We start from the raw sequence: 24,003 nt of genomic DNA, 5'->3' as shown, positions 1-24,003 counted from the left end.
GCACACCATGAATTTCCTGATCAATCTTGCACTGTTGTTGCTGGTGGCGGCATTCCTGGCGTTATGGATCGTCTTGCCTTGGCAGGGCGTGCTGGTGCTGGCGGTGTTGTTCGCTGCGTGGATGCTGTTCACGCGGCGCGGTCGCCAGGCCGCGTCGGTCACCAACGTAGGCATCAGCACCTTGCGTCAGCGCCTGGGCTCTTCCGCGGTGATCGTGGTGGGTATCGCCGGCGTGGTCGGCGTGCTGGTGGCATTGCTGGCGATGGGCGAGGGCTATGCCGAAACGTTGCGCAAGACCGGCAGCGCGGATACCGCCATCGTGATGCGCGGCTCATCCGCCGCCGAGGTAATGTCGGTGCTCGATCACGACAGCGTTGTGCTGATCCCGCAAGCGCCAGGCATTGCCAAGGACGCCAAGGGGCAGCCGATCGCTTCGCCCGAGCTGGTGGTGGCCGCGAACCTTCCCTTGCGCGGTGGCAAGGCGGAGGACGAGGGCAGCGTGCAGTTGCGCGGCGTCAGCGAACAAGCCTGGGCGGTGCGCCCCAACGTGAAAATCGTGCAGGGCCGCAACTTTCAGCCCGGCATGCGCGAGTTGATCGTCGGCAAGGGCGCCGCCAAGGAGTTCGCGGGACTGGAGCCGGGGCATGCGGTGCGCCTGGGTAACCAGCAATGGACGGTGGTGGGCGTATTCGCTTCCGGCGATGCGATGGACTCGGAAGTATGGGGCGACGCCAATGTGGTGGCCGACACCTATCGTCGCGGCAGCAGCCGCGCCTCGGTGGTGGTCAAGCTCACCGACCCCAAGGCCTACGATGCGTTCAAGGCCGAGCTGGAAAGCAATCCGCAACTCAAGGTGGATGTGAACACCACACTGGACTACTTCAGCAAGCAGTCTGAAGGCATGACCAAGGTGATCCGGATCATCGGCATCACCGTGGGTGTGATCATGGCGATCGGCGCCATGTTCGGCGCGCTCAACACGATGTTCGCGGCCGTGGCGACCCGCGCACGTGAAATCGCCACGCTGCGCGCCATCGGTTTTCGCGGTCTGCCGGTGGTGGTGGCGGTGATGCTGGAGACCATGCTGCTGGCCCTGATAGGTGGCGTGCTGGGCGGCGTGCTGGCTTGGCTGATCTTCAACGGGTACAGCGCGTCCACCCTGGCGGCGGGCACCGTTGGCAAGCTCAGCTTTGAGCTGAGGGTGTCGCCTGCGCTGATGTGGACGGGCCTGAAATGGGCGCTGGCGATCGGTTTTATCGGCGGGTTGTTCCCGGCCATGCGGGCCGCGCGTTTGCCGGTGACCACGGCACTGCGCGAGCTTTGAAGACCAAGGCGTGTGCGCCCACGGGGCGCACACGCTCCGCCAGGCCTCTCAGGGCATGACGGGCGGCAGGTAGGTGAGTGTGAGCCCCAAGGCCCACAACAGGCCGAGCACCAGCGGCAGATGCACCAGCAATTGCATGAAAGTGAAGCCGACCACGTCGCGCGCCTTCAGTCCCAGCACGCCGAGCAGCGGCAGCATCCAGAAGGGATTGATAAGGTTCGGCAGGGCTTCGGCGGCGTTGTACACCTGCACCGCCCAGCCGAGGTGCACGTGCAGATCGTTGGCGGCCTGCATCACATAAGGTGCCTCCACCAGCCACTTGCCGCCACCCGACGGCACGAAGAAGCCGAGGATCGCCGAGTACACGCCCATCACCAGCGAGAACGTTTCGGTGGAGGCAATGTGCACGAATAGCCCCGACAGGCGATGCGCCAGCGTCGCATCGGCAAAACCCGGCGCATGGGTCAGCAGCGAGGCAATGCCGCCATACAGCGGAAACTGGATCAGCACGCCTGCGGTGCTCGGTACCGCGAGTGACACAGCATTGAGGAAACTGCGCGGGCGCCAATGCAGCAGCAGGCCGAGCGTAAGGAACAGGAAGTTATAGGTATTCAAGTTGGCGATGGCGGTTACCGCTGGCTTGGTCGCGAACTCGTAACCCAGCCAGCCCAGCCCGAGCAGGCCGATCAGCAGCGAGAGCAGCGGGCTGTATTCCAACCACTCTCCCGGCCGCTGGCGCGGCGGCAAGGCGGGCGTGGCGGTGTCGGTGACACCGAAATCCTGGGCGGTACGCGCGTTCCGCTCCGAGGGTGCGGTGAACCAGCAGATCACCAGCGACACCGCAATCAAAACGGCGGTGAGCACGATCGACTGCCACAGGAAAATGGTCTGGCTGAAAGGCAATACGCCGGTGATATTGAGCAGGCCCGGCGGCATGCTCTTGGGGTTGGCCTGCAATTGCGCCGCCGACGAGGAGAGGCCCATCGCCCACACGGCGCCCAGGCCCAGATACGCGGCCGCGCCGGCGGCGCGGTAATCCATGCGCAGGTCCTCGCGCCTGGCCAGTGCGCGCACCAGCAAGCCACCGAACACCAGCGAAAAGCCCCACGACAACAGTGAGGCCAGCATGCTCACCAGGCCCACATAGCAGACCGCGCCACGGCCCGTACGCGGTGCACGCGCCAACAGTTCGATGAAGCGCGCTACCACCGGTGCTGTGGCGACCACATAGCCGCCGATTACCACGAAGGCCATTTGCATGGTGAAGGGAATCAGGCTCCAGAAACCATCGCCAAACGCATTCACCGTCACCGCCGGCGAGGCGCCGAAGGCGAGCGCCGCCACCGCCACGATGATTACGCCCAGCGCCGCGAACACCCATGCATCCGGAAACCAGCGTTCGGACCACGCAGCGCTGCGCAATGCGGCGCGCGCCATCCAACCTTCGTTTGTTGCGCTCATGGGCATCCCCGACCAGATATCGGGGCATGGTGAGCGCGCCCGACGGAGCCAGGCAAGCCGACCAAGGTCGTACGGGCGGAAAGCTGTCAGCGACCCGCGCGACGCTGGCGCGCCAGCGTGATCGCACCCACGCCCAGCAGAATGATGGCCATGCCGGCGAGGTCATAGGGCCCCACGGTTTCGCCCGCCAGCAGCACGCCAAACAGCACCGCCACTGGCGGGTTTACGTAGGCGTAGCTGGTCGCCAGCGCGGGGCGCGCATGCTTGAGCACATAAAGGTAGGCGCTGAACGCCACAATCGAGCCGAACACGGCCAGATACAGCAGCGCCGCCGTAGCGCGAGGGGTGGGGTGCGCCGGCAGGTGTTCGCCGGTGGCGTAGCCTACCAACAGCATGGCCACGCTGGCGCACAGCATCTGCGCGGCGGTGTTCATCGGGCCGGAGGGCATATCCTGGCGACGACTCCAGGCTGAGCCGAAGGCCCAGCTCATGGCCGCCACCAGCAGCGCCAGCGCGCCAATGCGTGAGCCGGAGAGGCCGGTGCCGAGGTTCAACACGATCACGCCGACAAAGCCGATCACCAGGCCCACGGTTTCGCGACGTGTCGGCCATTCGCCGTACATGCCCGAAAACAGTGCCGAAAACAGCGGCATGCTGGCCACCGCCACGGCAGCGATGCCCGAACTCACGCGCTGCTCGGCAAAACACACCAGGCCGTTGCCAAAGCCCAGCAAGAGCACGCCGGTGACCGCCGCATTGCGCCACTGGCGCGGGGTAGGCATGGCGATGCCACGCAGGCGCAGGAAAGCGAACATGGCGATGCCCGCGCCAAGAAAGCGCACGCCGGCCAGCAGGAACGGCGGGTAGCTTTCCAGCGCGTAGCGAATGCCCAGATAGGTCGAGCCCCAGACGACGTAGAGCACCAACAGCGCCAACGGCACCATCACGCGGGCGTCGGCAAAAGCAGCAGGTGCCGCGGTAGCGGCAGGCGTCGTGGAGGTATCGTTCATGGCGGGCACGCAGGGAGGCATCGCGGGGCGGATGCCTGCCGTAGTTTACAGGTAGCTGCACCTTAAACCGGCGCGGCTGGGGGCAGAAGCGAGGCTTATGCAAGGCAGCCTTGAGACGGCCTCAAGCCAAATCCGCACTCAGGCCACGGCATGATGCGCGCGACCGTCGTGGGAGTTGCGTCGCTCGCCGTCCAGCAGATCGCGCTTGCGCTCCACGCCCCAGCGCCATCCGCCCAGCGAGCCATCCTCGCGCACGATGCGGTGGCAGGGCACGATGAGCGCCAGCCGGTTGCTGCCGCAGGCGCGCCCGATGGCCCGCGCTGCCTTGGGTATGCCCAGTTCGGCGGCCAGCGCGCCGTAGCTGCGCGTTTCGCCACTGGGAATACGCGTGAGCGCATTCCACACCCGCCACTGAAAAGCGGTGGCGGCCACGTCCAGCGGTGGCAGTGCGGGGGCATCGGCCTTGGCCCAACCCAAATCGTGCGCGATACGGGCGATGACGGCATCCAGCCATTCCTCGCGGCCGGCATCCACGCGCTGACGCGTGGCATGGGGAAATTCCCCGGTCAGCCGTGCTTCCAATGCCGCGTCATCGTCGCCCAACGTGACCGCGCAAATGCCGCGCGAGGTCGTGGCAACCAGCAGGCGCCCCAGCGGCGTGTCGGTGGTGGTGTAGCGGATATCGGCGCCCGCGCCACCCGAGCGGTAGCTGGCCGGTGTCATGCCAAGCAGCCGATCGCTGTGCTCATACACCCGGCTGCCGGAGCCGAAGCCGGCGTCATACACCGCATCGGCCACGGGTGCGCCGTTGCGCAGCGCGTTCTTCAAGTGACCGAAGCGGCGCGCGCGGTGGTATTCGGCGGGGCTCATGCCATAGCGGCGGCGAAACGCACGCTGGAGATGGCTGGGACTCAGTTGTACGGAGTCCGCCAGCGCCTGCAGCGTGGGCGGCTCCTCGGCACGTTCCACCAGCAGACGAACCTGTTCCAGCAGGGTATCGGTAGCGAGACGGGCGTTCATGGCGAGATCCGGGAGGCGATGGACGCAGCCTAGTCCGGCTGCCGTGCCGTCACCATCCGGATCTTGTGCCTTAGCGGCAACGCGGTGTTTAGCGCGTGGCGTGACGGCTCTGCTGCAGCACCACGAACTCGCCCTCGATCACTTCGGGCTGGTGTGCGCGACGCGCGGCAGGAGACACGGCGCCCCGCTTACGCGACCATTGGCGCAGACCGAACACCAGCGCGCCACCAACCAGCAGCACACCGGCAACGACCAGGCCAAATACCAACAGCACGCCGACCACGGCCAGCCCCACGAGGAGCGACAGGGCACGCACCAGCGGGTGGCGGGAACGACGCGGAAGGGGCAGCGAAAAACGCATGTGTTAAAAATCCGTGTGGTAAAATCAACGACTTACGTGCGTAACGATGGGGCCTTTGGGCTAAAGAGGCAAGTGCCGATGGATACAGCAACCCCCGACCAGGCGCTCTGCCGGTTGGACGATATTCCCGATGGCGGCGCGATCGCCGTCGATGCCGCCCTGCGCGATGGCGAAGAAAACGTCATCGTATTGCGACGCGATGACGCGGTGCACGCCTATCTGAACATCTGCCCGCACGCGGGCCGCCGGCTGGATTGGGCACCGGGCAAGTTCCTGATCAAGGACCATTTGCTGATCTGCGCCGCGCATGGCGCCACCTTCAACGACAACGATGGCCTATGCGTGGGTGGCCCGTGCCGCGGCGAACATCTGCGCGCGGTAAACGTGCGCATCGCCGATGGCGCGGTCTGGCTCGACGACTGAGTCGTGGCGATGGTGTAGCGTGCCGCTCCAACAAGCTGGGGATAGCCCATGGCTGGGCGTCGACGGGGGAAAGATGACAGCGATACTTTCGCAGAAGGGCCTTGCGCGCGAGGCATCCGCATGAACGTGCTGCTTTGTGGCGGGGCCGGCTATATCGGCAGCCATATGGCCCGGTATCTGGCAGGTGAGGGCGTAGGCGTCACCGTGCTGGACAACCTTTGCACCGGGCATCGCGAGGCGGTGCAGTGGGGCGATCTGATCGAAGCGGATTTGCTCGACAGCGCAGCACTGGATCGCGCCTTGGGCAGCCGCCGTTTCGATGCGGTGATGCATTTCTGCGCCCACTCGCTGGTGGGCGAATCGATGGTGTCGCCCTATCGCTACTATCAGAACAATGTCACCGGTACGCTCAATCTGCTCGAAGCCATGCAGCGACATGGCGTGCAGCGGCTGGTGTTCTCATCCAGCGCGGCCGTTTACGGACAGCCCAACAGCGCGGTGATCGATGAGGATCACCCGAAGGCGCCGATCAACCCCTACGGCGCGAGCAAGCTGATGGTCGAGCGCGTGTTGGCGGATGCGGCCGTGGCCTACGGTTTGCGATCGGTGGCGCTGCGCTATTTCAATGCGGCGGGTGCCAGTGCGGATGGTTCGATCGGTGAGTCGCACCAGCCCGAAACCCATTTGATACCGAATGTCCTGCGCGCCGTGCTGGGCTCCGGGCCTGCGCTGAAAGTGTTCGGCGACGACTATCCCACGCTTGATGGCACGTGCGTGCGCGACTATGTGCATGTGGAAGATCTGGCGCAGGCGCACCAGTTGGCGCTGAGCTACCTGAGCGGGCGCGAGGGCGCGCACGTATTCAATCTCGGCAGCGGGCATGGTTACTCGGTGCGCCAGGTGATCGCCGCGGCCGAGCAAGTGACGGGCCGGCCAGTGCCGCACACGTTGGCGCCGCGGCGCGCGGGCGATCCGGCGGTGCTGGTGGCCTCCAGTGAGCGTGCCCAGCAAGAATTGGGCTGGCGGCCGCGCCACGCCGGGTTGCAGGTGATGGTGGAGAGCGCCTGGCGCTGGCACCGCCAAGCCAAGTTCTAAGTGCGTGCCCGGTCAGTGGTACATCAAGTTGATGGCTACCAGGGTGAGCACCAGCACGATGCCGGTGAGCGGCAGGCCCACGCGGAGGAAATCCTTGCCGCGGTAGCCGCCGGGGCCGGCCACCATCATCAGGGCCGGGTGGCCTGAGCTGAGCAGGAAGGTGTTGGACGAGGACACCGCCACGATAAGCGCGTACGCCGACGGGTTGCCGCCCGTGGCGACGGCTACGCTGATGGCGATGGGCACCATCATCACGGTGGCGCCCACGTTGGACATCACCTGCGAGAACAACAGGGTGAGCACGGCCAGTGACAGCTGCAAGATCCAGTGCGAGGTGTGCCCCAGGTGCTGCAGCACGACCTGGGCCAGCCATGCGGCGGCGCCGGTGGCGTCCATCGACCAGCCCAGCGGGATCAGGCAGGCGGTGACGAAGATGGTCTTCCAATTGATCGCCTTGTAAGCCTCGTCCATGTTCAGCACGCCGGTAAGCAGCATGCCGATGGCGCCGGTCATCATGGCGACGGAGAGGTCAAGGTGGGTGAACAACGCCAGGCACTTGGCCAGCAGGAAGAAACCCACCGCCTGCCAGATCTTGCCGGGGCGCTGCTCTTCCTTGGGAATGTCGGTGACCACCACCAGGTCTTTGTCTTCGGTGGCCAGGCTCAGGTCGCGCCAGTTGGAGTGCAGCACCAAGGTGTCGCCCGCGCGCAAGCTCACCGAGCGCACATCATCGCGATACACCTGGTCGCCGCGATTCACCGCCAACACCGAAATGCCGTAGCGCTTGCGCAGGCGCAGGTCACCCACGCTCTGCTTGATGAAGCGCGAACTGGGCGGAATCACCGCCTCGGAAATGCCCGCGCGCGACGGATTGAACAGTTCGCCCAACTGGCGCATGCGCGGGCTCAGCTTGCATAGCTGGTTATTGGCGAACTGGCCCAGCTGTTCGCGCGGACCCAAGACGCCGAGCACCGAGCCCACCCAGATTACGTGGTCGGCCGGCGGCGCCATGCGCGCGTCATTGCCGCTCTTGATGGCAAGTATCAAGGGCGCGCCGTAGAGCTGCTCCACCTCGCCAATGCTCATGCCCACCAGCGGGCTTTCCGCGGTGACGGTGAGCTCGGCGGTTTCGCCGACGATGCCGTAGGTGTCGGCGAAGTAGCTCTCGGTGCGACCAGGCGTCACCTTCAGGCGCTCGTCCTCGCGCTCGGGCAGCAGCTTGGGGCCGAAGAAATAGAAGAACGCCACGCCCGCCAGCGCCAGCACCAGGCCTACAGGCGTGACGCTGAACAGGCCGAACTTCGGGATGGTGTGCGCACCGGCCGGCAGGTTGGCGTTGGAGCTGGCCACCAGGTCGTTCAGTACGATCAGTGGCGAATTGGCGATCAGCGTGGTGTTGGTGGCCGTGAGGATGCAAAACGCCATCGGCAGCAGCAGCCGTGAGATCGGCACGCCAGTGCGCGCCGCCAGGCGACTGGTAACGGGAATCATCAGTGCCGCCAGCGCCTGGCTGGGAATCACCGCGCTGAACAGGCTGGTGACCAGGTTGATCACCAAGCCCAGGCGCGATTCCACGCCGCGCGCCATGCGCATGACAAAGCTGGCGGTGAGGGTAAGTACGCCGGCGCGGTCCAGGCCGGCGCCCATGATCATGATGGCGATGATGGCGATGACCGCGTTACCGGCGAAGCCGTTGAACACGCGCTCGGAGGGAATCAAGCCGGTAAGGCCGATCACCACCACCACCAGCAAGGCCACCATATCGGCGCGGATCCACTCCAGCACCAGCATCAGCATGGTGAAGCCCACCAGCCCCAACACCAGGACCATTTCGGGGGTGAGGGCGAGTCCCACTACGGTGCGCCCCCGAGGCGGGCGTCCTGGCGATGGATGGATGTGGGCAGTGGGAACATCACGCTGCGACGACTCGTCCCTGTTTGAGACGTGAGTATAAGCGGGTCGCGATGCGTGCTGGTGAACCGCGTCCGCACTAAGAACGGTCGAGGATGCGCTTGTTCCGTGAGCGCGAGGCGCGTGTCCCGCTCACCATGCCCCTCGCGCTACGACGCGGGAGGCATGGAGGTGCGCTCAGGCCCTGCGGTAAAGCAGATCCCACACGCCGTGGCCGAGCTTGAGGCCGCGACGCTCGAAATGGGTCTCGATGCGCCATTCGGGTTTCTCGGCATACTGGCCGGGGCCGAGGTCATTGCGCCAATCGGGCGCAGCTTCCATCACCTCGAGCATGTGCTCGGCATAGGGCTGCCAGTCGGTAGCCAGGTGCAGCAAGCCGTTGGGCGCCATGCGCGAGGCGAGCAAGGCGACGAATTCCGGTTGGATGATGCGCCGCTTGTTGTGGCGCTTCTTGTGCCAGGGATCGGGGAACCAGATGCGCGCTTCGGCCAGCGTGCCGGCGGCGATCTCATTCTCTAGCACTTCCACCGCGTCGTGCTTGTACAGGCGTACGTTGCGGGCCTCGCGTGAGGCCAGTGCGTTCATCAGGCGGCCGACGCCCGGGCCGTGCACTTCCACGCCGATGAAGTCGCGTGCCAGGTCGTGCTCGCTGGCCCACGCCAACGCCTCGCCGTTGCCGAAGCCGATCTCCAGCACCAGCGGCGCAGGGCGCCCGAAGTGGCTGGCGAAATCCTGCACGCTGCCACGATAGTCGATGCCATAACGCGCCCAATGGTCATCGAAGGCCCGCTGTTGCGCCGGCGTCATGCGGCCTTCGCGCAGCACAAAGCTGCGGATGCGGCGCATGTATTCAGGCTTGCTGGCGTCGTCGTGATCGTGCGTCATGGGTGTTTCCGTGGACATGGACAAATCCTTCCCCGCACGGGCGGGGAAGTGGTGGCCTTGCTGCCTCCCCGACCGCAGGCCGGGCAGGACCTCAGCCGATGGTGCCGTCGATCGGGCTGGAGGCGGAGGCAAAGCGCTTGCGCGGAATGCGGCCGGCTTTGAAGGCAGCGCGCCCGGCCTGGATCGCCAGCTTCATCGCGTGCGCCATCAGCACCGGATCCTTGGCGCCGGCAATGGCGGTGTTCATCAGCACGCCGTCGCAGCCCAGTTCCATCGCAATGGCGGCGTCCGAAGCGGTGCCCACGCCGGCGTCGACGATGATCGGCACCTTGGCGTTCTCGATGATTTCCAGCAGGTTGTAGCGGTTCTGTATCCCCAGGCCCGAGCCGATCGGCGCGGCCAGCGGCATCACCGCGACGCAGCCGATATCTTCCAGGCGCTTGGCCAGAATCGGGTCGTCGCTGGTGTAGACCATCACGTCGAAACCGTCGGCGACCAGGATCTCGGCGGCCTTGAGCGTTTCCACGACATCCGGGAACAGGGTGCGTTGGTCGCCCAGCACTTCCAGCTTGACCAGCTTGTGGCCGTCCAGCAGTTCGCGCGCCAGCTTGCAGGTGCGCACCGCGTCCACCGCGTTGTAGCAACCGGCCGTGTTGGGCAACAACGTGAACTCCTCGGGCGGCAGCGCATCCAGCAGGTTGGGCTGGCTGGCGTCCTGGCCGATATTCACGCGGCGGATGGCCAGCGTGACGATCTCGGCGCCCGCGGCCTGGGTGGCGCGGCGCGTCTCGTCGAAATCCTTGTACTTGCCGGTGCCGGTAAGCAGGCGCGAGCCATAGCTCTTGCCGGCAATGACGAGCGAATCGGCGGTGTCGAGCGTCTTGGTATTCATCGTCAATGTCTTGGGCTACGGGCGTTGCCTTGGGGCAGCGCGGGGAAAGGGGAGCGACGTTCAGCCGCCGCCGATGGCGTGGACGATTTCAACCTGGTCGCCCTCGACCAATACGTGGGTGGCGTGCAGGCTGCGCGGGACGATCTCGTGATTCACTTCCACGGCCACGCGGCGGGTGCCGTAACCGGCTTCCTGCAGCAGTTGGATGACGGTCGTGGCGGGGGCGCAGTCGCGTGGGCTGCCGTTGAGCGTGATAAGCATCCGCCTATTGTAGCGGCTAAGCGTCCCATCCTGATCCCGGCGCATAACGGGGCGCCCCCATCGGGCGCTGGGTAAGCCAAGGCCCGGCGGTGCCGGGCCTTGGCGGGGTCAGTGTTGCTGCTCGTCCTTCTTGGGCGGCGCGCGGTCTTCATGGTGCGGCTGCGGGCGCTGTTGCGGCTGGCCGCCGTTCTCCGGGCGCGGTTGCGGCGCGGGGTTGGCGCGGGGCGCCTCATAGCCCCGTGGCGGCTCGTAACCGCGCTGCTGGGGCTGTGCCTGCGGCTGGTAACCCTGCGGCGGCACTTCGCGCGGTTGCTGCACCTCACGCGGCTGCGGCACAAAGCGCGGCTCCTGCGGCAACGGACGCGCGGCGGCGTCGTCACGCTGGAAGCGCATGCTGTCCTGCGCGTCGCGTTGGCCGGGCGGCGCGCGTTCGAAGCGAGGTTCATTCGGCAGCGTCTGGGGCGCCGCTTGATTGCGCATGGCGCGATCCGTGTTGCCGCTCGGGATATAGCTCACGCCCGGGCGCGGTGTTGGGGGCGGGTTTGCTGGGTTGTCGCCATTGGAGGGTCGGGCAAAGCGCGCGGAGGGCAATTCGCCCGGACGCGTCGCGACGGGTTCGTTGTCACGGAACGCGGGTTGCCGCTGGGCCTGCGCCGGGACGCCGTTGCGCAGGGTGGGCTGCCCTGGCTGGCGCTCGGCCGGCATGGGTCGATTGGGCTGGCCGGAACCGTTGAGCAAGCGCACCTGGGTCGGGCCTTGCACCGGGCGCGGTGCATTCGGCGCGCCGGCGGCACGTCCGGCGAAGGCCGCCATCGGCGCGTTACGAGCCACTACTTCGCGCTGGAAGCCGCCCGTGGGCAGACTACGTTCGTTGGTGCTGCGTGGCGGGGCGAAGCTGGCGTGCCCCGGCTGCACGCCGGCACCGCGAGGCATCACGGCCGCACCGGCCATGCGTTGCGGGTCCACCGTCATCATGTGGCGTTGCGCATTGCGCGCGGCGGCAAAGTCCTGGCTCGACATGGCCGTAAACGCGTGCGGTGCCTGTCGGTTGAAGTAACGTTCGTTCGGTATCGGCCGGCCGTCGCGGAAATAGTTGTAGTGGTTGTTGATGTTGTTGATCACCACGTTACGGTCATTGCGCACGTAGATGTTGGTGATGTTGACGTTGGTGTAGTAGTTGCGGCTAGCGCGATACCAGGGGTTGTAGACCTCGCCCGGGCCCAGCGGGAACCAGCCGACCGGGCCGCCGCCGATGCCTACGGAAACCCCGAAGCCGGCGCCGCCGACGAAAGCGACCAGGGCCGGCGCATAGACCGGACGCACGGCGATCGGGCCGGGCACCCAGCACCAGCGGCTGCGCACATAGGCCCAGCGGCCATAGTGGTAGGGCGCGAACCCCCACGGGGAGTCGTCCACCCAGCTCCAGCCCCATGGACCGACATAGGCCCAGTGACCATCCCGATACGGAGCCCAGTCCGCACCCACGTTGGCCGGATACCACACCTGGCCGTAGTCGGGGTCGGCCTGCCAGTTGCCGTATTGGTCCAGATCCTGGTAGCCCACCACATCGCTGGATACATATTCACCCGAGCGTGAGCGGTCGTAACGCTGATCGCGGCTGTTGCACCAGTTGTCGAAATCGTCGCCGCCGTCCACATCGCTGATGGCAACGCTGTTCAACGAGGAATCGCTGAACTCGTAGCTACGGCCGCCCGCAATGGTGCGCTGGGCGTTGCCTTCGCCATAGACCGTGGCGCGGCCGTTCATGGCGATGATGCGGGTGGATTTGCCGTCGTCGCTGATATCCACGCGGAAGGTGCCGGGCTGGTCCACCACCAAGGCGACGGTCGGCGTGTCGATCTCGTAGCTCTGGCCTTCATCGAGGTCGCGTACCGACAGGTTCAGCGTGCCCTTGGTCAGCTCGACCTGGGTCAGGTGGTCGTTGAGCGTGAGAAAGCCAAAATCGGAGTCGTCCGCCATGCGCAGCGTGCCGCCGCCGATTTCCAGCTCGGCGCGTGCGTTCTCGCCGGTGGAGAGTCGATCGCCGGTGGTCAGTGGGCGGTTGAGGCTGGCGTCGCCCCAATCCTTTTCACCCGCCGGCAGCAGGCCAACATCGCCCGTGCGATAGGACAGGCGCGCGGCCCGTGACGGCGGATCGCCGGCACCCTGGTCGTCCGGTGCCGACTGGGCTTGAGCCTGCAGCAGGCAGCTGACGCCGATCATCAGCGCCGCCGCCAGCCATCGCCAACCCCTTGGCGACGTCAGGGAAGCAGAAAGCACACGCATCGAAGTCTCCGGAGTAGAGCGCGACCTTGAGATCGCGCGTGAAGATGGCCTCACCCGTTGCGGCGTCCAGCGCATGCATGGGTGTCGTGTACGCATTATGCGGACGGCGGCTCCGCCCCCTGCAAGCTCCCTGCGGTTCGCCGCCTCCCTATGGTTCAGCCGGCCGCCATGTCCGGTTCATCCCGGGTTGGGCTGATAGGGGCCTGGGCATGGTCAATCCTCCGTCGCTGTTGAGTGGCGCATGCGAGGCCCGTGCGGTCGGGGCACGCGTTGATCCCGAGTGGCGGATCCTGAGCGTATGCGACGGGCGGTTCCCAAGTCCGTGGATGCCGGGTTACCATCGCCCAGCGTTGCGGGTGTAGCTCAATGGTAGAGCTGTAGCTTCCCAAGCTACTGACGAGGGTTCGATTCCCTTCACCCGCTCCACCCAACGCTCCCAACCCCACCGACTCCCTTTTTCGTAACCCTGCGGCGTGCGCTGATAATGGCGGATGTGATCACCCTCGGCTGGCGGGAGCGTCTGGCATTGCCGTTGCTCGGCATCCCACTGCTCAAGGCCAAGCTCGATACCGGCGCGCGCAGCAGTTCGCTGCATGTGGATGCGCTGGAAAGCTTCGAACGTGGCGGCGACACCTGGTTGCGCTTTGCCGTGAGTGTGGGCGGTCGCCAGCGCATTTCGGTGAGCTGTGAAACACCGGCGCTCGATCGGCGCGCGGTGACCGATACCGGCGGCCGTCGTACCCTGCGCTGGTTCATCCGCACCGAGGTCATGCTGGCCGGCGAGCGCTTCGCGGTTGACGTCAATCTGACCGATCGCCGCCATATGCTTTTCCCCATGCTGCTGGGTCGCACCGCTCTATACGGCCGTTTCGCCGTCGACCCTGCCTTGTCCTACACACAGCCCCGGCCACCCATGGCAGGGCCGACGGGTGTTTCATGAAGATTGCCATTCTTTCCCGCAACACGCGGTTGTACTCGACCCAGCGCCTGGTAGACGTGGCGCGCGAGCGCGGCCACGTGGTGCGTGTGCTCGATCCGCTGCGCTGCTACGTGCGCATCGCGCCGGGCAACATGTCCATCCGCTACAAGGGCAAGGCGCTCAAGAGCTTCGACGCGGTGATTCCGCGCATCGGCGTTACCAGCACCTTTTACGGCACCGCCGTGCTGCGCCAACTGGAGATGATGGGGGTTTACTCGCCCAACCCTTCCGACGCCGTACTGCGTGCGCGCGACAAACTGCGCAGCCTGCAGATTCTCTCCGCCAAGGGCCTGGACATGCCGGCCACGGTGTTCGGTGACAACCCCGACGATACCGCCGACGTGCTCGCCATGCTGGGCGACCCCCCGCACGTGATCAAGCTCAACGAAGGCAGCCAGGGCACCGGCGTGGTGCTGGCCGAGAAGAAGAGCGCCTCGCAAAGCGTGATCGAGGCATTCCGCGGCCTTTACGCCAACTTCCTCGTGCAGGAGTTCATCGGCGAGGCCAAGGGCAGCGACCTGCGTTGTTTCGTGGTCGGCAAAAAAGTCGTGGCCGCCATGCAGCGTGACGCGAGCCCGGGCGAGTTCCGCGCCAACCTGCATCGCGGTGGCACGGCGGTTGCCGCCACGCTGACGCCGGAGGAGCGCCGCATTGCCGTACAGGCCGCGAGTGCATTGGGCCTGGGCGTAGCCGGCGTGGACATGCTGCGCTCCAAGCGCGGTCCGTTGATCCTGGAGGTGAACGCTTCCCCGGGGCTGGAGGGCATCGAGGCGACCACGGGCGTCGATGTGGCTGGGGCCATCATCGCATTACTGGAACGCCGGGGCGGAGCCTGACAGCCAGTAGCTGATTTTGCGGACTACAGGCGATCGATAACGGGCCGGTAGCCTCCTTTCGAGTCTCGTAGGAGTTCCTTAGGTAGGGACGGCGGGACAGGGGAGGAGAATTGAAATGAAGCTTCAATGGTCATTGGTTTTGGCGGTTGCCGTGGTCGCGGCGTCTCCGGTATCGACATCGTTGGCCGGGCACGGTCAGCCGCTGCCTGCCGTCAAGGTGGCTACGCGGGATCAGTTTGTGGCGTTGAAAGAGCAGGTCGACGGCCAACTGCAGTCGGGTGGGCGCTTTGAGTTCATCACGCACGAGGATCGTGTCGCGCTTACCCGGCGCTTCGATCACATGCAGTCGCTGTTCGACAAGTTCGGCAGCACGCAAGCCATGGACCCCAAGTCCAAGTTCGCCCTCACCCAGGATCAGTCGGAAGTGAAGGCCATCCTTTCGCGTCATGATGGCGAGCGTCAGATATGCGAAAGCAAAACGTTGAGCGGCGCCACCGTCCGACGCAACGTATGTCGCCATCACAGCGACGTGGCACGTGAGAAACTGAACGAACAGAAGGACCTGTAAGCGGCGGCCATTAGCGGCCGCTGGCGGGCTGACCCTTGTGTAAGCAGCGGTCAGCCACGCTGCATCAGGCCCGGCCAGCGGGCGCGGACGCCCCAATGCGGCGCTTTGACCTGTCGTTCACGCAGCCCTACCATCGAACGATCTCGCGGGGTGTCTCCCCATGCCGGGGGGCAGCGAGACCAGGGAGGGCGGCATCATGAAGCTCAAGCTTTCGTTGCTTTGGGGAATCGCAGTTGCTGTAGCACTACCGGTATCGCCGTTGTTGGCCAAACAGCCGCCGCTGCCGGACGTCAAGGCGGATACGCGGGACAAATTTGTCGACATGAGGGCGCAGATCGATAAGCAGATGCAGCCCGGCGGTCGCTTTGAGTTCGTCGAAAATGGCGAGCGCGCCACCGTCTCCAAGGACTTCGACCAGATGCAGTCGCTGTTCGACAAGTTCGACAAGATCGACGCCATGGACAACGAGTCCAAGCTGGCGCTCTACAACGATCAATCCGAGATCAATGCCATCCTCACTCGCCGCGATGGCGACCGTGAGGTATGTGTCAATGAGAAGCCGACCGGCTCCATCATCGCCAAGAACGTATGTCGCAAGTACAGCGATATGGTGCGTGAGAACAGCGACACCCAAAAGCTGTTGATGGACAACAAACGCACGCAGACTCCGACCGGTGGGCATTGAGGCGCACCAGGCAAGCAGGTGGGGGCGGTTAACGCCGGCGTGAGCACGGGTTAACCCCGGTGTAACTGGTCCACCTCTATAAAAGGCCCACTGTAATTTGCTCGTGCACTTCAACCGCAAGGTCTGGTGACAGCAGATTTCGGTATCGGGGCAGTAGCTTGGGCCCAGGCGAGCGACGCAAGTCGTGGCGCCTGGGCTTTTTTCTTGCCCGCGAACCATCTTGTTCAGCTGGATGCGGGTCTCAACCCCCTATGACCCTGGCAAGCTTGTTAAGCTTGAGACCTCGGCCGGCCCTTATGCCGGCTGCGTGTGGAGGACGCATGCGCGTACTGGTAATCGAAGACAACAGCGATATCGCGACCAATATTGGCGATTATCTGGAAGATCGCGGCCATGTGGTCGATTTCGCCGGTGACGGCGTCACCGGCCTGCATTTGGCTGTCGTGCATGACTTTGACGTGATCGTGCTGGACCTCACCTTGCCCGGCATGGATGGTCTGGACGTGGCACGCAAGTTGCGCCACGAGGCGCACAAGCAGACGCCCATCCTCATGCTCACCGCGCGCGACGCGCTGGAGCAGAAGCTCACCGGCTTCGAGTCGGGCGCCGACGACTACATGACCAAGCCCTTCGCGCTGCAGGAACTGGCGGCGCGCCTGGAGGTGCTGGCCCGTCGCGGCAAGGGTCCGCAGAGCCGCGTGCTGAAAGTGGGCGACCTCACCTACAACCTGGACACGCTCACGGTCACCCGCGAGGGCAAATCCATCCAGCTCAACCCCATCGGCCTCAAGCTGTTGCAGGCGCTGATGGAGGCGAGCCCGTCAGTGGTGACGCGTCAGGATCTGGAGCAGCGCGTGTGGGGTGAGGAGCTGCCGGACAGCGACTCGCTGCGCGTGCACATCCACGGCCTGCGCGCCGCGATCGACAAGCCGTTCGACAAGCCGCTGATCCACACGCGGCATGGCATTGGATACCGCATGGTCGAACCGGATGCGGTCCAGGCGTAAGCTCCGTTTTCGCCTGATCGTTTCGTTCGCGCTGTTCGGTTTCGGCCTCAGCGCGTTGTTTGCGTTCGCCGCGCTCAACATCCGCTCGCGGGTGGAGGACCAACTCGTCACCGCGGCGCTCCAGCAAGACGTGGATCAGGCGGTCGAGCAGACCCATACGGATCCGAGCAAGCCGCTAGGCTCGCAGATGATGGAAGCATGGATGCGCAGCGAGCGCACCATCTACAACATGCCCATGTCCTGGCAGAACCTGGACACCGGTGTACACGACATCTACGAACAGGGGCCGGACGGCAAGACGCGCCATTACAAGCTGGCCGTGAGCCGCAAGTATGGCCTGATCGGCTTTATCCGCTACGACGTCACCCGCGAAGAACTGGGCAAGCAACAGCTGCTCTTCAGCGTTATCAGCGCGGTATTCCTGTTCGGCCTGTTGTCGCTGGTGCTGGGCTTCTGGCTGTCGCGCAAGGTGCTCAAGCCGGTGAGCGAGCTGGCACGTCGCCTGCGTGACTTCCGCAAAAGCGGTAAAGCCGAGCCCCTGGCGCCGCACTTCGCCGATGACGAAGTGGGCGAGTTGGCCTTGGCGCTGGACGAATACTCGCAGCGACTCACCGCCATGGTGGAGCGCGATCGCGAGTTCAACTCCGACGTCAGCCATGAGTTGCGCACACCGCTGGCAGTCATCGCCAGCACCACCGAATTGCTGCAAGGCTCGCCCGATCTCACCGACAAGCTGCGCGAACGCCTCAAGCGTATCGAGCGCGCTTCGCGTCAGGCCACCGAGCTGATCGAGGCGCTGCTGCTGTTGTCGCGCGCCGAGCGCCGTGGCCCCACGCGTGGCGAAACCACCGATGTGGCCAAGGTCGCCTCGGACGTGATCGAAAGCCAGCGTCCGCAGATGCGCGACAAGCCGCTGAGCGTGGACCTGGTGGTCAAGCAGCCAGTCAGCGTGAACGCGCCGGCCTCGGTGCTGGCCGTGGCATTGACCAACCTGATCGGCAACGCCATCAAGTACACCCTGGAAGGCTCGGTGACGGTGGAAGTGGGTGGCGATCGCATCGAAGTGATCGATACCGGCCCCGGCATCAAGCCGGAAGACGCCGAGCGCCTGTTCCAGCGTGGTGTGCGCGGTGAGGGTGCGGGTGGCAGCGGTGCCGGCCTCGGCCTGGCGATCGTGCGTCGCCTGTGCGATCTGTACGGCTGGGATGTCTCCATGCGACCGCGCACCGACACCAACGGCGCCATCGCCAGCATCGTGTTCTCCTGATTCGCCATACAGAAACGCCCGGCCTGGGCCGGGCGTTTTGCCGTGTGCGACGGGGCGCTGAAAGGCGCCCCCGCATCGACCTTAGAGCGGCTCCAGCCAGCCCCATTGGTCGTTGGTCTTGCCGTTGAACAGGCCAAAGAACAGCTCCTGCAGGCGGCGGGTGACGCGACCGCCCTTGCCGCTGCCGATCTGCTTGCCGTCCACCGCGCGGATCGGGGTGATCTCCGCCGCCGTGCCGCACATCAGCAGCTCGTCGCACAGGTAAAGGTATTCACGCGGGATGTCGCGCTCGACCACTTCAATGCCGTCTTCGCGTGCCAGCGTCTTGAGCGTGTCGCGCGTAATGCCGGTGAGAATCGAAGCACTTGCCGGGGTGGTGTGCAGCACGCCGTCGAACACCAGGAACAGGTTCTCACCCGCGCCTTCGCTCAACAGGCCGGAGGAGGCCATCGCAATGCCCTCGCCAAAGCCCAGGCGACGCGCTTCGCGGGCGATCAGCTGGCCCGAAAGGTAATTGCCGCCCGCCTTTGCACCAGCCGGGATGGTATTGGGGGCAAAACGCTGCCAGCTCGACACGCACGCTTCAATGCCGTTTTCCAGGGCCTCGGGGCCAAGGTAGGGGCCCATCGGCCAGGCCGCTACCGCCACGTCGATCGGCGTTTCGGCGGAAAGGCCAAAGCCACCCAAGCCACGGTAGGCCACCGGGCGCAGATAGGCGGCGGAGAGGCCGTTCTTGCGCACCACCTCGCGGCAGGCAGCGGCCAGCTCGTCCTGCGTGTACGGAATGGCCATGTCGTAGATCTTGGCCGACTGGTACAGACGCTTGAGGTGATCGGTGAGGCGGAAAATCGCCGCGCCGTCGGGCGTCGCATAGCTGCGGATGCCCTCGAACACCGAGGAGCCGTAGTGCAGCGCGTGGGACATCACGTGCGTGGTCGCTTCCGGCCAGGGCTTGATCACGCCGTTCTGCCAGATCCAATCAGGATATTGCTGCGCCATGTGGGGACTCTCTGGGGAAAAAAACGCACCATGATAACCCGTGGCTACACGGAGCGATTTTGCGCAGCAGCAGAAATCGGCGCTAGCCCGCGCCTTGAAGCCACAGGCAGCCGGAACGCCGCACCACGCTGAAACGGGTTTCGCGCGCGTTGCCGCTGCCGTCGTCCGAGGTGGTACGCACGATAAGTTGGCGTTCGCCACCCCTCGCCGGCGCTGCGGGCGCATGCGCGCTGGCGGATGCGCCCGGGGCCTGACTGAGGTCGAGCATGGGGTCGAGCGATGGCGCGGAGGTGGCGGTTTCCTCCGCCTCGGTCACTTCCAGCAATGGGCGCTGCATCAGGCCGGTGAGCGAGCGGATATCCGCCACCACGGCCTGTTGTCCGTAGCCGCCCCACAGCATCAAGCCGGCGAGGCGATTGGGGTCGCGGTTGGCAAACGCCTGCAGCACGCTTTCGCGCAATTCTGCCACGCTGGCGGCGCACAGGATGGGCGGTGGCGCGGCAGGTGCGGTGTGGGCTGCCGCGTCTGCGGGCGCGCGGGGCGTGGCCGTCACCGGTGTGGCCTGCAAGGCGGCGCATGGTTGATCGGTAAACAGCGGGTTGCCATCGGCGCCCATGCAGCGATGGATGCCATCCTGGGCGAGCACGCCCAGGGGCAGGGATAGCAGCACGAGCAGCAGCAACAGACGCATCATCGGTCGAGCATACGCGCGAGCGCGTTGTTCAACCGTGCAATCGATCGAGGATCGCGCGGGTGGCCTTGGCCCGGTTCAGCGTATAGAAGTGCAAGCCCGGCGCGCCGCCTTCCAGCAGGCGGCGACACAGCTGCGCCACCACATCCGCGCCCAGTTCGCGCACCGACGCCGCATCGTCGCCATGCGCTTGCATGCGCTTGGTGATCCAGCGCGGAATCTCCGCGCCGCAGGCGTCGGAAAAGCGCTTGAGCTGCGAGAAATTGGAGATCGGCATGATGCCCGGCACGATCGGCACCTTCACGCCCAGGCGCTGCACGTCGTCCACGAAGCGGAAATACGCATCGGCGTTGAAGAAGTACTGGGTGATCGCGCCATTGGCGCCGGCATCCACCTTGGCCTTGAAGTGCCGCAGGTCCGCCAGCGCATCGTCGGCCTGCGGATGCGTTTCGGGGTAAGCCGCCACTTCGATATGGAAATGATCGCCCGAATACTCGCGGATAAAGCGCACCAGCTCCGCCGCGTAGCGGAAATCGCCGGGGCTGGCCATGCCCGAGGGCAGGTCGCCGCGCAGCGCCACGATGCGGCGATAGCCGGCCGTGCGATAGGCATCGAGCAACTCGGCCAGTTCGGCGCGCGTACCGCCCACGCAGGACAGATGCGGCGCCACCGGCAAGCCATGCCGGGTATGCAGCCGGTTCACCGTCTCGCCGGTGTAGCTGAGGGTCGAGCCGCCGGCGCCGAAGGTCACCGAGACGTATTCGGGGGAATGCTGCTTGAGCAGCGCGGCCACCTGATCGAGCTGCGCACGCTGCTCGTCGGTCTTGGGCGGAAAGAACTCAAAGCTGATGGACGGCATGGGACAAGCCCCTGGCTGGCGATGGGGTGATTATATATATCTCCGTTTCGCGATAAAGAGATATTTAACCGGTTCAGCCGTCATCCTTGGCCAGCCTGCAACAAACCGCGCCGGCGATATGCTTGGCGTTTACCCATGCGATAGCGCTTATGAGCCGCCGTTTCGATTATCTGGATGACGTGGAAGCCTTCATGGCGGTGGTCGAGCACGGCTCCTTCACTGCGGGCGCCGCCACCTTGGCCACCACTGCATCGGTACTCAGTCGCGCGGTGGTTCGCCTGGAAACGCGACTGGGCCAGCAACTGCTACGTCGCACCACGCGACGCCTGGGCCTGACCGAGGTGGGCCGCCAATACCTGGAGCAGATGCGTGCCGCCTTCGGCTTGATCGACGAAGCCGAGCGCGACCTACAAGGCAGCGGTGCCGCCCTGAGCGGACGGGTGCGCCTGAGCGCGCCCACCACCTACGGCCACTATCGCCTGCCGCGCTTGTTGGCCCGCTTCGCGCAAGCGCATCCGCAGGTAAAGGTGGAACTCAACATCACCAATCGCAATGTCGACCTGGTCGCCGAAGGTTTCGATCTGGCCATTCGCCTGGGGCGTCCGCCGGACAGCTCGCTGGTGGCTCGCACGCTGGAAGAGGCGCCCTTGCGACTGGTGGCGTCGCCGGATTACCTCGCGCGCAAGGGCGTGCCCGATACGCTGGATGCCCTGGCGCAGCATGCGTGCCTGCCGTTCGTGATGCCGCGCACCGGTCGCCTCGCGCCCTGGGTGTTCCGTGATGGCGCAAAAGACGTGGAGTGGATGCCGCAGGCTACCATCGAAGTTTCCGAAGATGTCCTCGGCGTGGTGTCGCTGGCCGAGCAGGGCATAGGCATCTGCCAAAGCTACGACTTCATCGTGAGCGAACGTATCGCCCAGGGCCGGCTGGTGGAGGTATTGCCGCAGCTGCAAGGACGCACCCGGCCGTTTTCGCTGATCTATGCACCGCACCGGCGCCAATCCGCCGCGGCGCGCGCCTTGATCGAAGTGCTGGTATCGGCGGCGCGTGGCGAGTAGGGCTGAGTAACCGTCGGCGCGATTATGTCCGGCAACGCAAAACTGCATGCCGGTTGCGTGGGTTTTTCCGAGTGGGGTCGCTCCCTAAAGTAGCGCCATCCCCGAGCCGCCCTTGGCTCCCCATCGAGAAAAAGCTCATGTCCCTTTTGCGAAAGCTCCCCGTGATCGCCGCGCTGGGCCTCACTGCCTTCCAGGCCCAGGCCGCCCATGTGCTGGTGGTGCTGTCCGATGCCAATCACCTTGACCTGAAAGACGGCAAGGTGTTCTCCACCGGCTTCTATCTCAACGAGCTGATGCAGCCGGTAAAAATGCTGATGGACGCCGGCCATCAAGTCACTTTCGCCACGCCCCAAGGGCGCGCCCCCACCCTGGACAAGGGGTCGGTAGACAAGGTGTATTTCGGTGGCGACGAGGCGGCCCTGCAAAGCCATCGCGCCATGCTGGACAAGCTGCTGATCACCTCTGCCACCCAGTCGCCGGTGATCAGCCTCGCGCGTGTCGAGCAGATCGGCTACGACAAGTTCGATGCCGTCTACGTGCCCGGCGGTCACGCCCCCATGCAGGATCTGCTCACCAGCCCCGCCCTGGGCAAACTGTTCGCTAACTTCCACGCGCATGCCAAGCCCACCGCGCTGGAATGCCACGGCCCCATCGCCCTGCTGTCCACCCTCGGCGACGCACCCGGCTTCACCCAGCGCCTGGCGAAGGGTGCCACCGTCGCCACGCCTAAGCAGTGGATCTACAGCGGCTATCGCATGACGGTTTTCAGCAACGCCGAAGAAGAACTTGCCAAGGGCCAGCTGGGCGGTGAGATGACCTTCTATCCGCAAACCGCCTTGCAGAAGGCTGGCGCGCAGTTCAGCAGCGAATCGCAGGCCTTCGCCCCGCATGTGGTCACCGACCGCGAGCTGATTACGGGCCAGAACCCGGCCTCGGCAGTGCAAGTGGGCAACGAACTGCTCAAGCGTCTGAAGTAAGCGCTGTCATCAACGCCGTGTTGATGGCAAGAGGCCGCCCCAGGGGCGGCCTTTTGTTATGGGCGGCGTGAGTGGGGCGCCCCTTGGCCGCCATGTCATCACCATCAGACGTGACGCTAGTCCTTTGGCCCACGCAACGCCCGGCATTTGCCCGATGGGCGCGCGGGGCGCTGTTCTTCAGGCTGCGACTGATTGTCCTATGCCTTTGCATGGCATCAGCGGCCCGCTGGCCCCTTCTTTGACCAACGCCCCTCGCCAAGGATTGCGACATGCTCATCAGCCTTCCGTTTCTCTCCGGCACCCAGCCCGACCAGGACACCAGCGGCACCACCCTGGGCGAATCCTCCGGGCAAGGCGCGTTTCCGCTGGGGCGCGACATGAACTGGCATGGCGGCCTGCACTTCACGGCGCCGGGTGGCACGCGCAACCCCGAACACGTACGCGCCATCGCCGATGGCGTGGTGGTGTATGCGCGCGACAGCAACGCCATCCCCGCACACGATACCGACCCCGCCATCATGGCGGCCCATCCCTTGCTCTACTACAAGGGCTGGACCAGCAACGGCGTGGTGATTCTTCGGCACGACACCGAGATCGGCGAAGGCACGCCCGTCACCTTCTACTCGATCTACCAGCACCTGCACCACGTGCACCGCACGCCCGTTGCCACCAAAGACGCCAAGGGCAAAGCCGTCACCGAGGACGTTGCCCTCAAGAAGGGCGACAAGGTGTACCGCAAAGACCCTATCGGTGCGGCCGGCGCCATCTACGGCCGCATCGGCCGCATCCATCTGGAGATCGTCGCGGACGAGGCCAATGTCGCCGCCCTGATGGGGCGCAGCAGCGGCCCCCTGCGCCAGGGCCGCACGCACTGCGTGTGGGGCGACACGCACCTCACGCTCCCCGCCAACACCGCCCTGTACGCCACCGATCCGCGCACGGTGCAACTGCGGTATGTGGTGCGCGCGTACAGCGCCGCCTATCCCGGCGCCACCGAAACCCTGCAAAGCGTGGCCGCGCAGTTCCTCACCACCCCCGAGAAGCTCCAGCAACTCAATGCCGCGCTATTCGCCGAGGTGCGCACGCGCTATCCGGCGTTGTCGGCGGACCAGTGGTTCAGCGCCGTCAGCGGCAGCTATCAAGCGGCC

Annotated in this window: 24 protein-coding genes and 1 tRNA gene; 13 read left to right on the top strand and 12 right to left on the bottom strand. The window is 65.4% G+C overall.

Going from position 1 to position 24,003, the window contains the following annotated elements:
- Positions 1 to 7 precede the first annotated feature (7 nt).
- On the top strand, positions 8 to 1,324 hold the full coding sequence (locus JHD67_RS11640) for an ABC transporter permease (RefSeq protein ID WP_199099347.1): 1,317 nt from the start codon (positions 8 to 10) through the stop codon (positions 1,322 to 1,324).
- Between the two features lie 48 nt (positions 1,325 to 1,372).
- Here the strand turns inward: JHD67_RS11640 and JHD67_RS11635 are convergent, their stop codons facing one another.
- The 4 genes from JHD67_RS11635 to JHD67_RS11620 form a co-directional block, all read right to left on the bottom strand.
- Entirely contained in the window at positions 1,373 to 2,761 is a 1,389-nt protein-coding gene (locus tag JHD67_RS11635; RefSeq protein ID WP_199099374.1) for a TIGR00366 family protein, read from the bottom strand.
- 110 nt (positions 2,762 to 2,871) lie between these two features.
- Complete coding sequence (gene yedA / locus JHD67_RS11630) at positions 2,872 to 3,795, bottom strand: drug/metabolite exporter YedA (protein WP_199099346.1); 924 nt, start codon at positions 3,793 to 3,795, stop codon at positions 2,872 to 2,874.
- Positions 3,796 to 3,933: 138 nt separating this feature from the next.
- The gene (locus JHD67_RS11625) at positions 3,934 to 4,815 is read right to left on the bottom strand and encodes a methylated-DNA--[protein]-cysteine S-methyltransferase (protein ID WP_199099345.1); all 882 of its coding nucleotides are present in this window, start codon (positions 4,813 to 4,815) and stop codon (positions 3,934 to 3,936) included.
- 88 nt (positions 4,816 to 4,903) lie between these two features.
- Positions 4,904 to 5,176 carry a hypothetical protein gene (locus tag JHD67_RS11620; RefSeq protein WP_199099344.1) on the bottom strand — a complete coding sequence of 91 codons (273 nt, stop codon included), beginning with the start codon at positions 5,174 to 5,176 and terminating at the stop codon, positions 4,904 to 4,906.
- A 78-nt stretch (positions 5,177 to 5,254) separates the two neighbouring features.
- On the opposite strand from JHD67_RS11620, the gene JHD67_RS11615 reads away from it, so the two are divergent.
- Both JHD67_RS11615 and galE read left to right on the top strand, forming a co-directional pair.
- Positions 5,255 to 5,599: a Rieske (2Fe-2S) protein gene (locus JHD67_RS11615; RefSeq protein WP_199099343.1), complete on the top strand. Its 345-nt coding sequence runs from the start codon at positions 5,255 to 5,257 to the stop codon at positions 5,597 to 5,599.
- Positions 5,600 to 5,719: 120 nt separating this feature from the next.
- Complete coding sequence (galE, locus tag JHD67_RS11610) at positions 5,720 to 6,694, top strand: UDP-glucose 4-epimerase GalE (RefSeq protein ID WP_199099342.1); 975 nt, start codon at positions 5,720 to 5,722, stop codon at positions 6,692 to 6,694.
- Between the two features lie 12 nt (positions 6,695 to 6,706).
- Here galE and JHD67_RS11605 read toward each other — a convergent pair whose 3' ends face one another.
- The 5 genes from JHD67_RS11605 to JHD67_RS11585 all read right to left on the bottom strand — a co-directional run bounded on the left by JHD67_RS11605 (position 6,707) and on the right by JHD67_RS11585 (position 12,929).
- Entirely contained in the window at positions 6,707 to 8,524 is a 1,818-nt protein-coding gene (locus tag JHD67_RS11605) for an SLC13 family permease (protein ID WP_199099373.1), read from the bottom strand.
- 258 nt (positions 8,525 to 8,782) lie between these two features.
- A complete protein-coding gene (gene trmB / locus JHD67_RS11600) occupies positions 8,783 to 9,508 on the bottom strand; it encodes a tRNA (guanosine(46)-N7)-methyltransferase TrmB (protein ID WP_199099341.1) in 726 nt (241 codons plus the stop codon).
- 73 nt (positions 9,509 to 9,581) lie between these two features.
- Positions 9,582 to 10,382, bottom strand: coding sequence for a thiazole synthase (locus tag JHD67_RS11595; protein WP_199099340.1), 801 nt, complete (start codon positions 10,380 to 10,382; stop codon positions 9,582 to 9,584).
- Between the two features lie 60 nt (positions 10,383 to 10,442).
- Entirely contained in the window at positions 10,443 to 10,643 is a 201-nt protein-coding gene (gene thiS / locus JHD67_RS11590) for a sulfur carrier protein ThiS (RefSeq protein WP_199099339.1), read from the bottom strand.
- A 108-nt stretch (positions 10,644 to 10,751) separates the two neighbouring features.
- On the bottom strand, positions 10,752 to 12,929 hold the full coding sequence (locus JHD67_RS11585) for a DUF6600 domain-containing protein (protein ID WP_233171827.1): 2,178 nt from the start codon (positions 12,927 to 12,929) through the stop codon (positions 10,752 to 10,754).
- 352 nt (positions 12,930 to 13,281) lie between these two features.
- Between JHD67_RS11585 and JHD67_RS11580 the strand changes: the two genes are divergently transcribed.
- From JHD67_RS11580 to JHD67_RS11550, 7 genes are all read left to right on the top strand, one after another.
- Positions 13,282 to 13,355, top strand: a tRNA-Gly gene (locus JHD67_RS11580).
- 58 nt (positions 13,356 to 13,413) lie between these two features.
- Positions 13,414 to 13,869 carry a RimK/LysX family protein gene (locus JHD67_RS11575; protein WP_199099338.1) on the top strand — a complete coding sequence of 152 codons (456 nt, stop codon included), beginning with the start codon at positions 13,414 to 13,416 and terminating at the stop codon, positions 13,867 to 13,869.
- Complete coding sequence (gene rimK / locus JHD67_RS11570; protein ID WP_199099337.1) at positions 13,866 to 14,744, top strand: 30S ribosomal protein S6--L-glutamate ligase; 879 nt, start codon at positions 13,866 to 13,868, stop codon at positions 14,742 to 14,744. The genes JHD67_RS11575 and rimK overlap by 4 nt, the downstream gene beginning before the upstream one ends.
- Positions 14,745 to 14,859: 115 nt before the next feature.
- The gene (locus tag JHD67_RS11565; RefSeq protein ID WP_199099336.1) at positions 14,860 to 15,312 is read left to right on the top strand and encodes a hypothetical protein; all 453 of its coding nucleotides are present in this window, start codon (positions 14,860 to 14,862) and stop codon (positions 15,310 to 15,312) included.
- Between the two features lie 196 nt (positions 15,313 to 15,508).
- Positions 15,509 to 15,997: a hypothetical protein gene (locus tag JHD67_RS11560; RefSeq protein WP_199099335.1), complete on the top strand. Its 489-nt coding sequence runs from the start codon at positions 15,509 to 15,511 to the stop codon at positions 15,995 to 15,997.
- 320 nt (positions 15,998 to 16,317) lie between these two features.
- On the top strand, positions 16,318 to 17,004 hold the full coding sequence (locus JHD67_RS11555; protein WP_046972192.1) for a response regulator transcription factor: 687 nt from the start codon (positions 16,318 to 16,320) through the stop codon (positions 17,002 to 17,004).
- Positions 16,988 to 18,271, top strand: a complete 1,284-nt coding sequence (locus JHD67_RS11550; protein ID WP_199099334.1) for a HAMP domain-containing sensor histidine kinase — start codon at positions 16,988 to 16,990, stop codon at positions 18,269 to 18,271. Before JHD67_RS11555 ends, JHD67_RS11550 begins: the two co-directional genes overlap by 17 nt.
- Before the next feature lie 81 nt (positions 18,272 to 18,352).
- Here JHD67_RS11550 and JHD67_RS11545 read toward each other — a convergent pair whose 3' ends face one another.
- From JHD67_RS11545 to metF, 3 genes are all read right to left on the bottom strand, one after another.
- Complete coding sequence (locus tag JHD67_RS11545; protein WP_199099333.1) at positions 18,353 to 19,270, bottom strand: branched-chain amino acid transaminase; 918 nt, start codon at positions 19,268 to 19,270, stop codon at positions 18,353 to 18,355.
- 82 nt (positions 19,271 to 19,352) lie between these two features.
- Positions 19,353 to 19,964, bottom strand: coding sequence for a DUF4124 domain-containing protein (locus JHD67_RS11540; protein WP_199099332.1), 612 nt, complete (start codon positions 19,962 to 19,964; stop codon positions 19,353 to 19,355).
- Positions 19,965 to 19,992: 28 nt separating this feature from the next.
- The gene (metF, locus tag JHD67_RS11535) at positions 19,993 to 20,820 is read right to left on the bottom strand and encodes a methylenetetrahydrofolate reductase [NAD(P)H] (protein WP_199099331.1); all 828 of its coding nucleotides are present in this window, start codon (positions 20,818 to 20,820) and stop codon (positions 19,993 to 19,995) included.
- Positions 20,821 to 20,969: 149 nt separating this feature from the next.
- On the opposite strand from metF, the gene JHD67_RS11530 reads away from it, so the two are divergent.
- From JHD67_RS11530 to JHD67_RS11520, 3 genes are all read left to right on the top strand, one after another.
- Positions 20,970 to 21,878: a LysR family transcriptional regulator gene (locus tag JHD67_RS11530; RefSeq protein ID WP_199099330.1), complete on the top strand. Its 909-nt coding sequence runs from the start codon at positions 20,970 to 20,972 to the stop codon at positions 21,876 to 21,878.
- A gap of 137 nt (positions 21,879 to 22,015) precedes the next feature.
- Positions 22,016 to 22,855, top strand: coding sequence for a type 1 glutamine amidotransferase domain-containing protein (locus tag JHD67_RS11525; RefSeq protein WP_199099329.1), 840 nt, complete (start codon positions 22,016 to 22,018; stop codon positions 22,853 to 22,855).
- 269 nt (positions 22,856 to 23,124) lie between these two features.
- The coding region (locus JHD67_RS11520; protein WP_233171826.1) for a M23 family metallopeptidase at positions 23,125 to 24,003 on the top strand (879 nt) is incomplete at its 3' end.

It is taken from the genome of Dyella sp. ASV21, from assembly GCF_016428975.1.
Classification (GTDB): Bacteria; Pseudomonadota; Gammaproteobacteria; order Xanthomonadales; family Rhodanobacteraceae; genus Dyella.
Note: the sequence above shows the minus strand (reverse complement) of the source record. Positions and strands in the feature narration are given on the sequence as shown.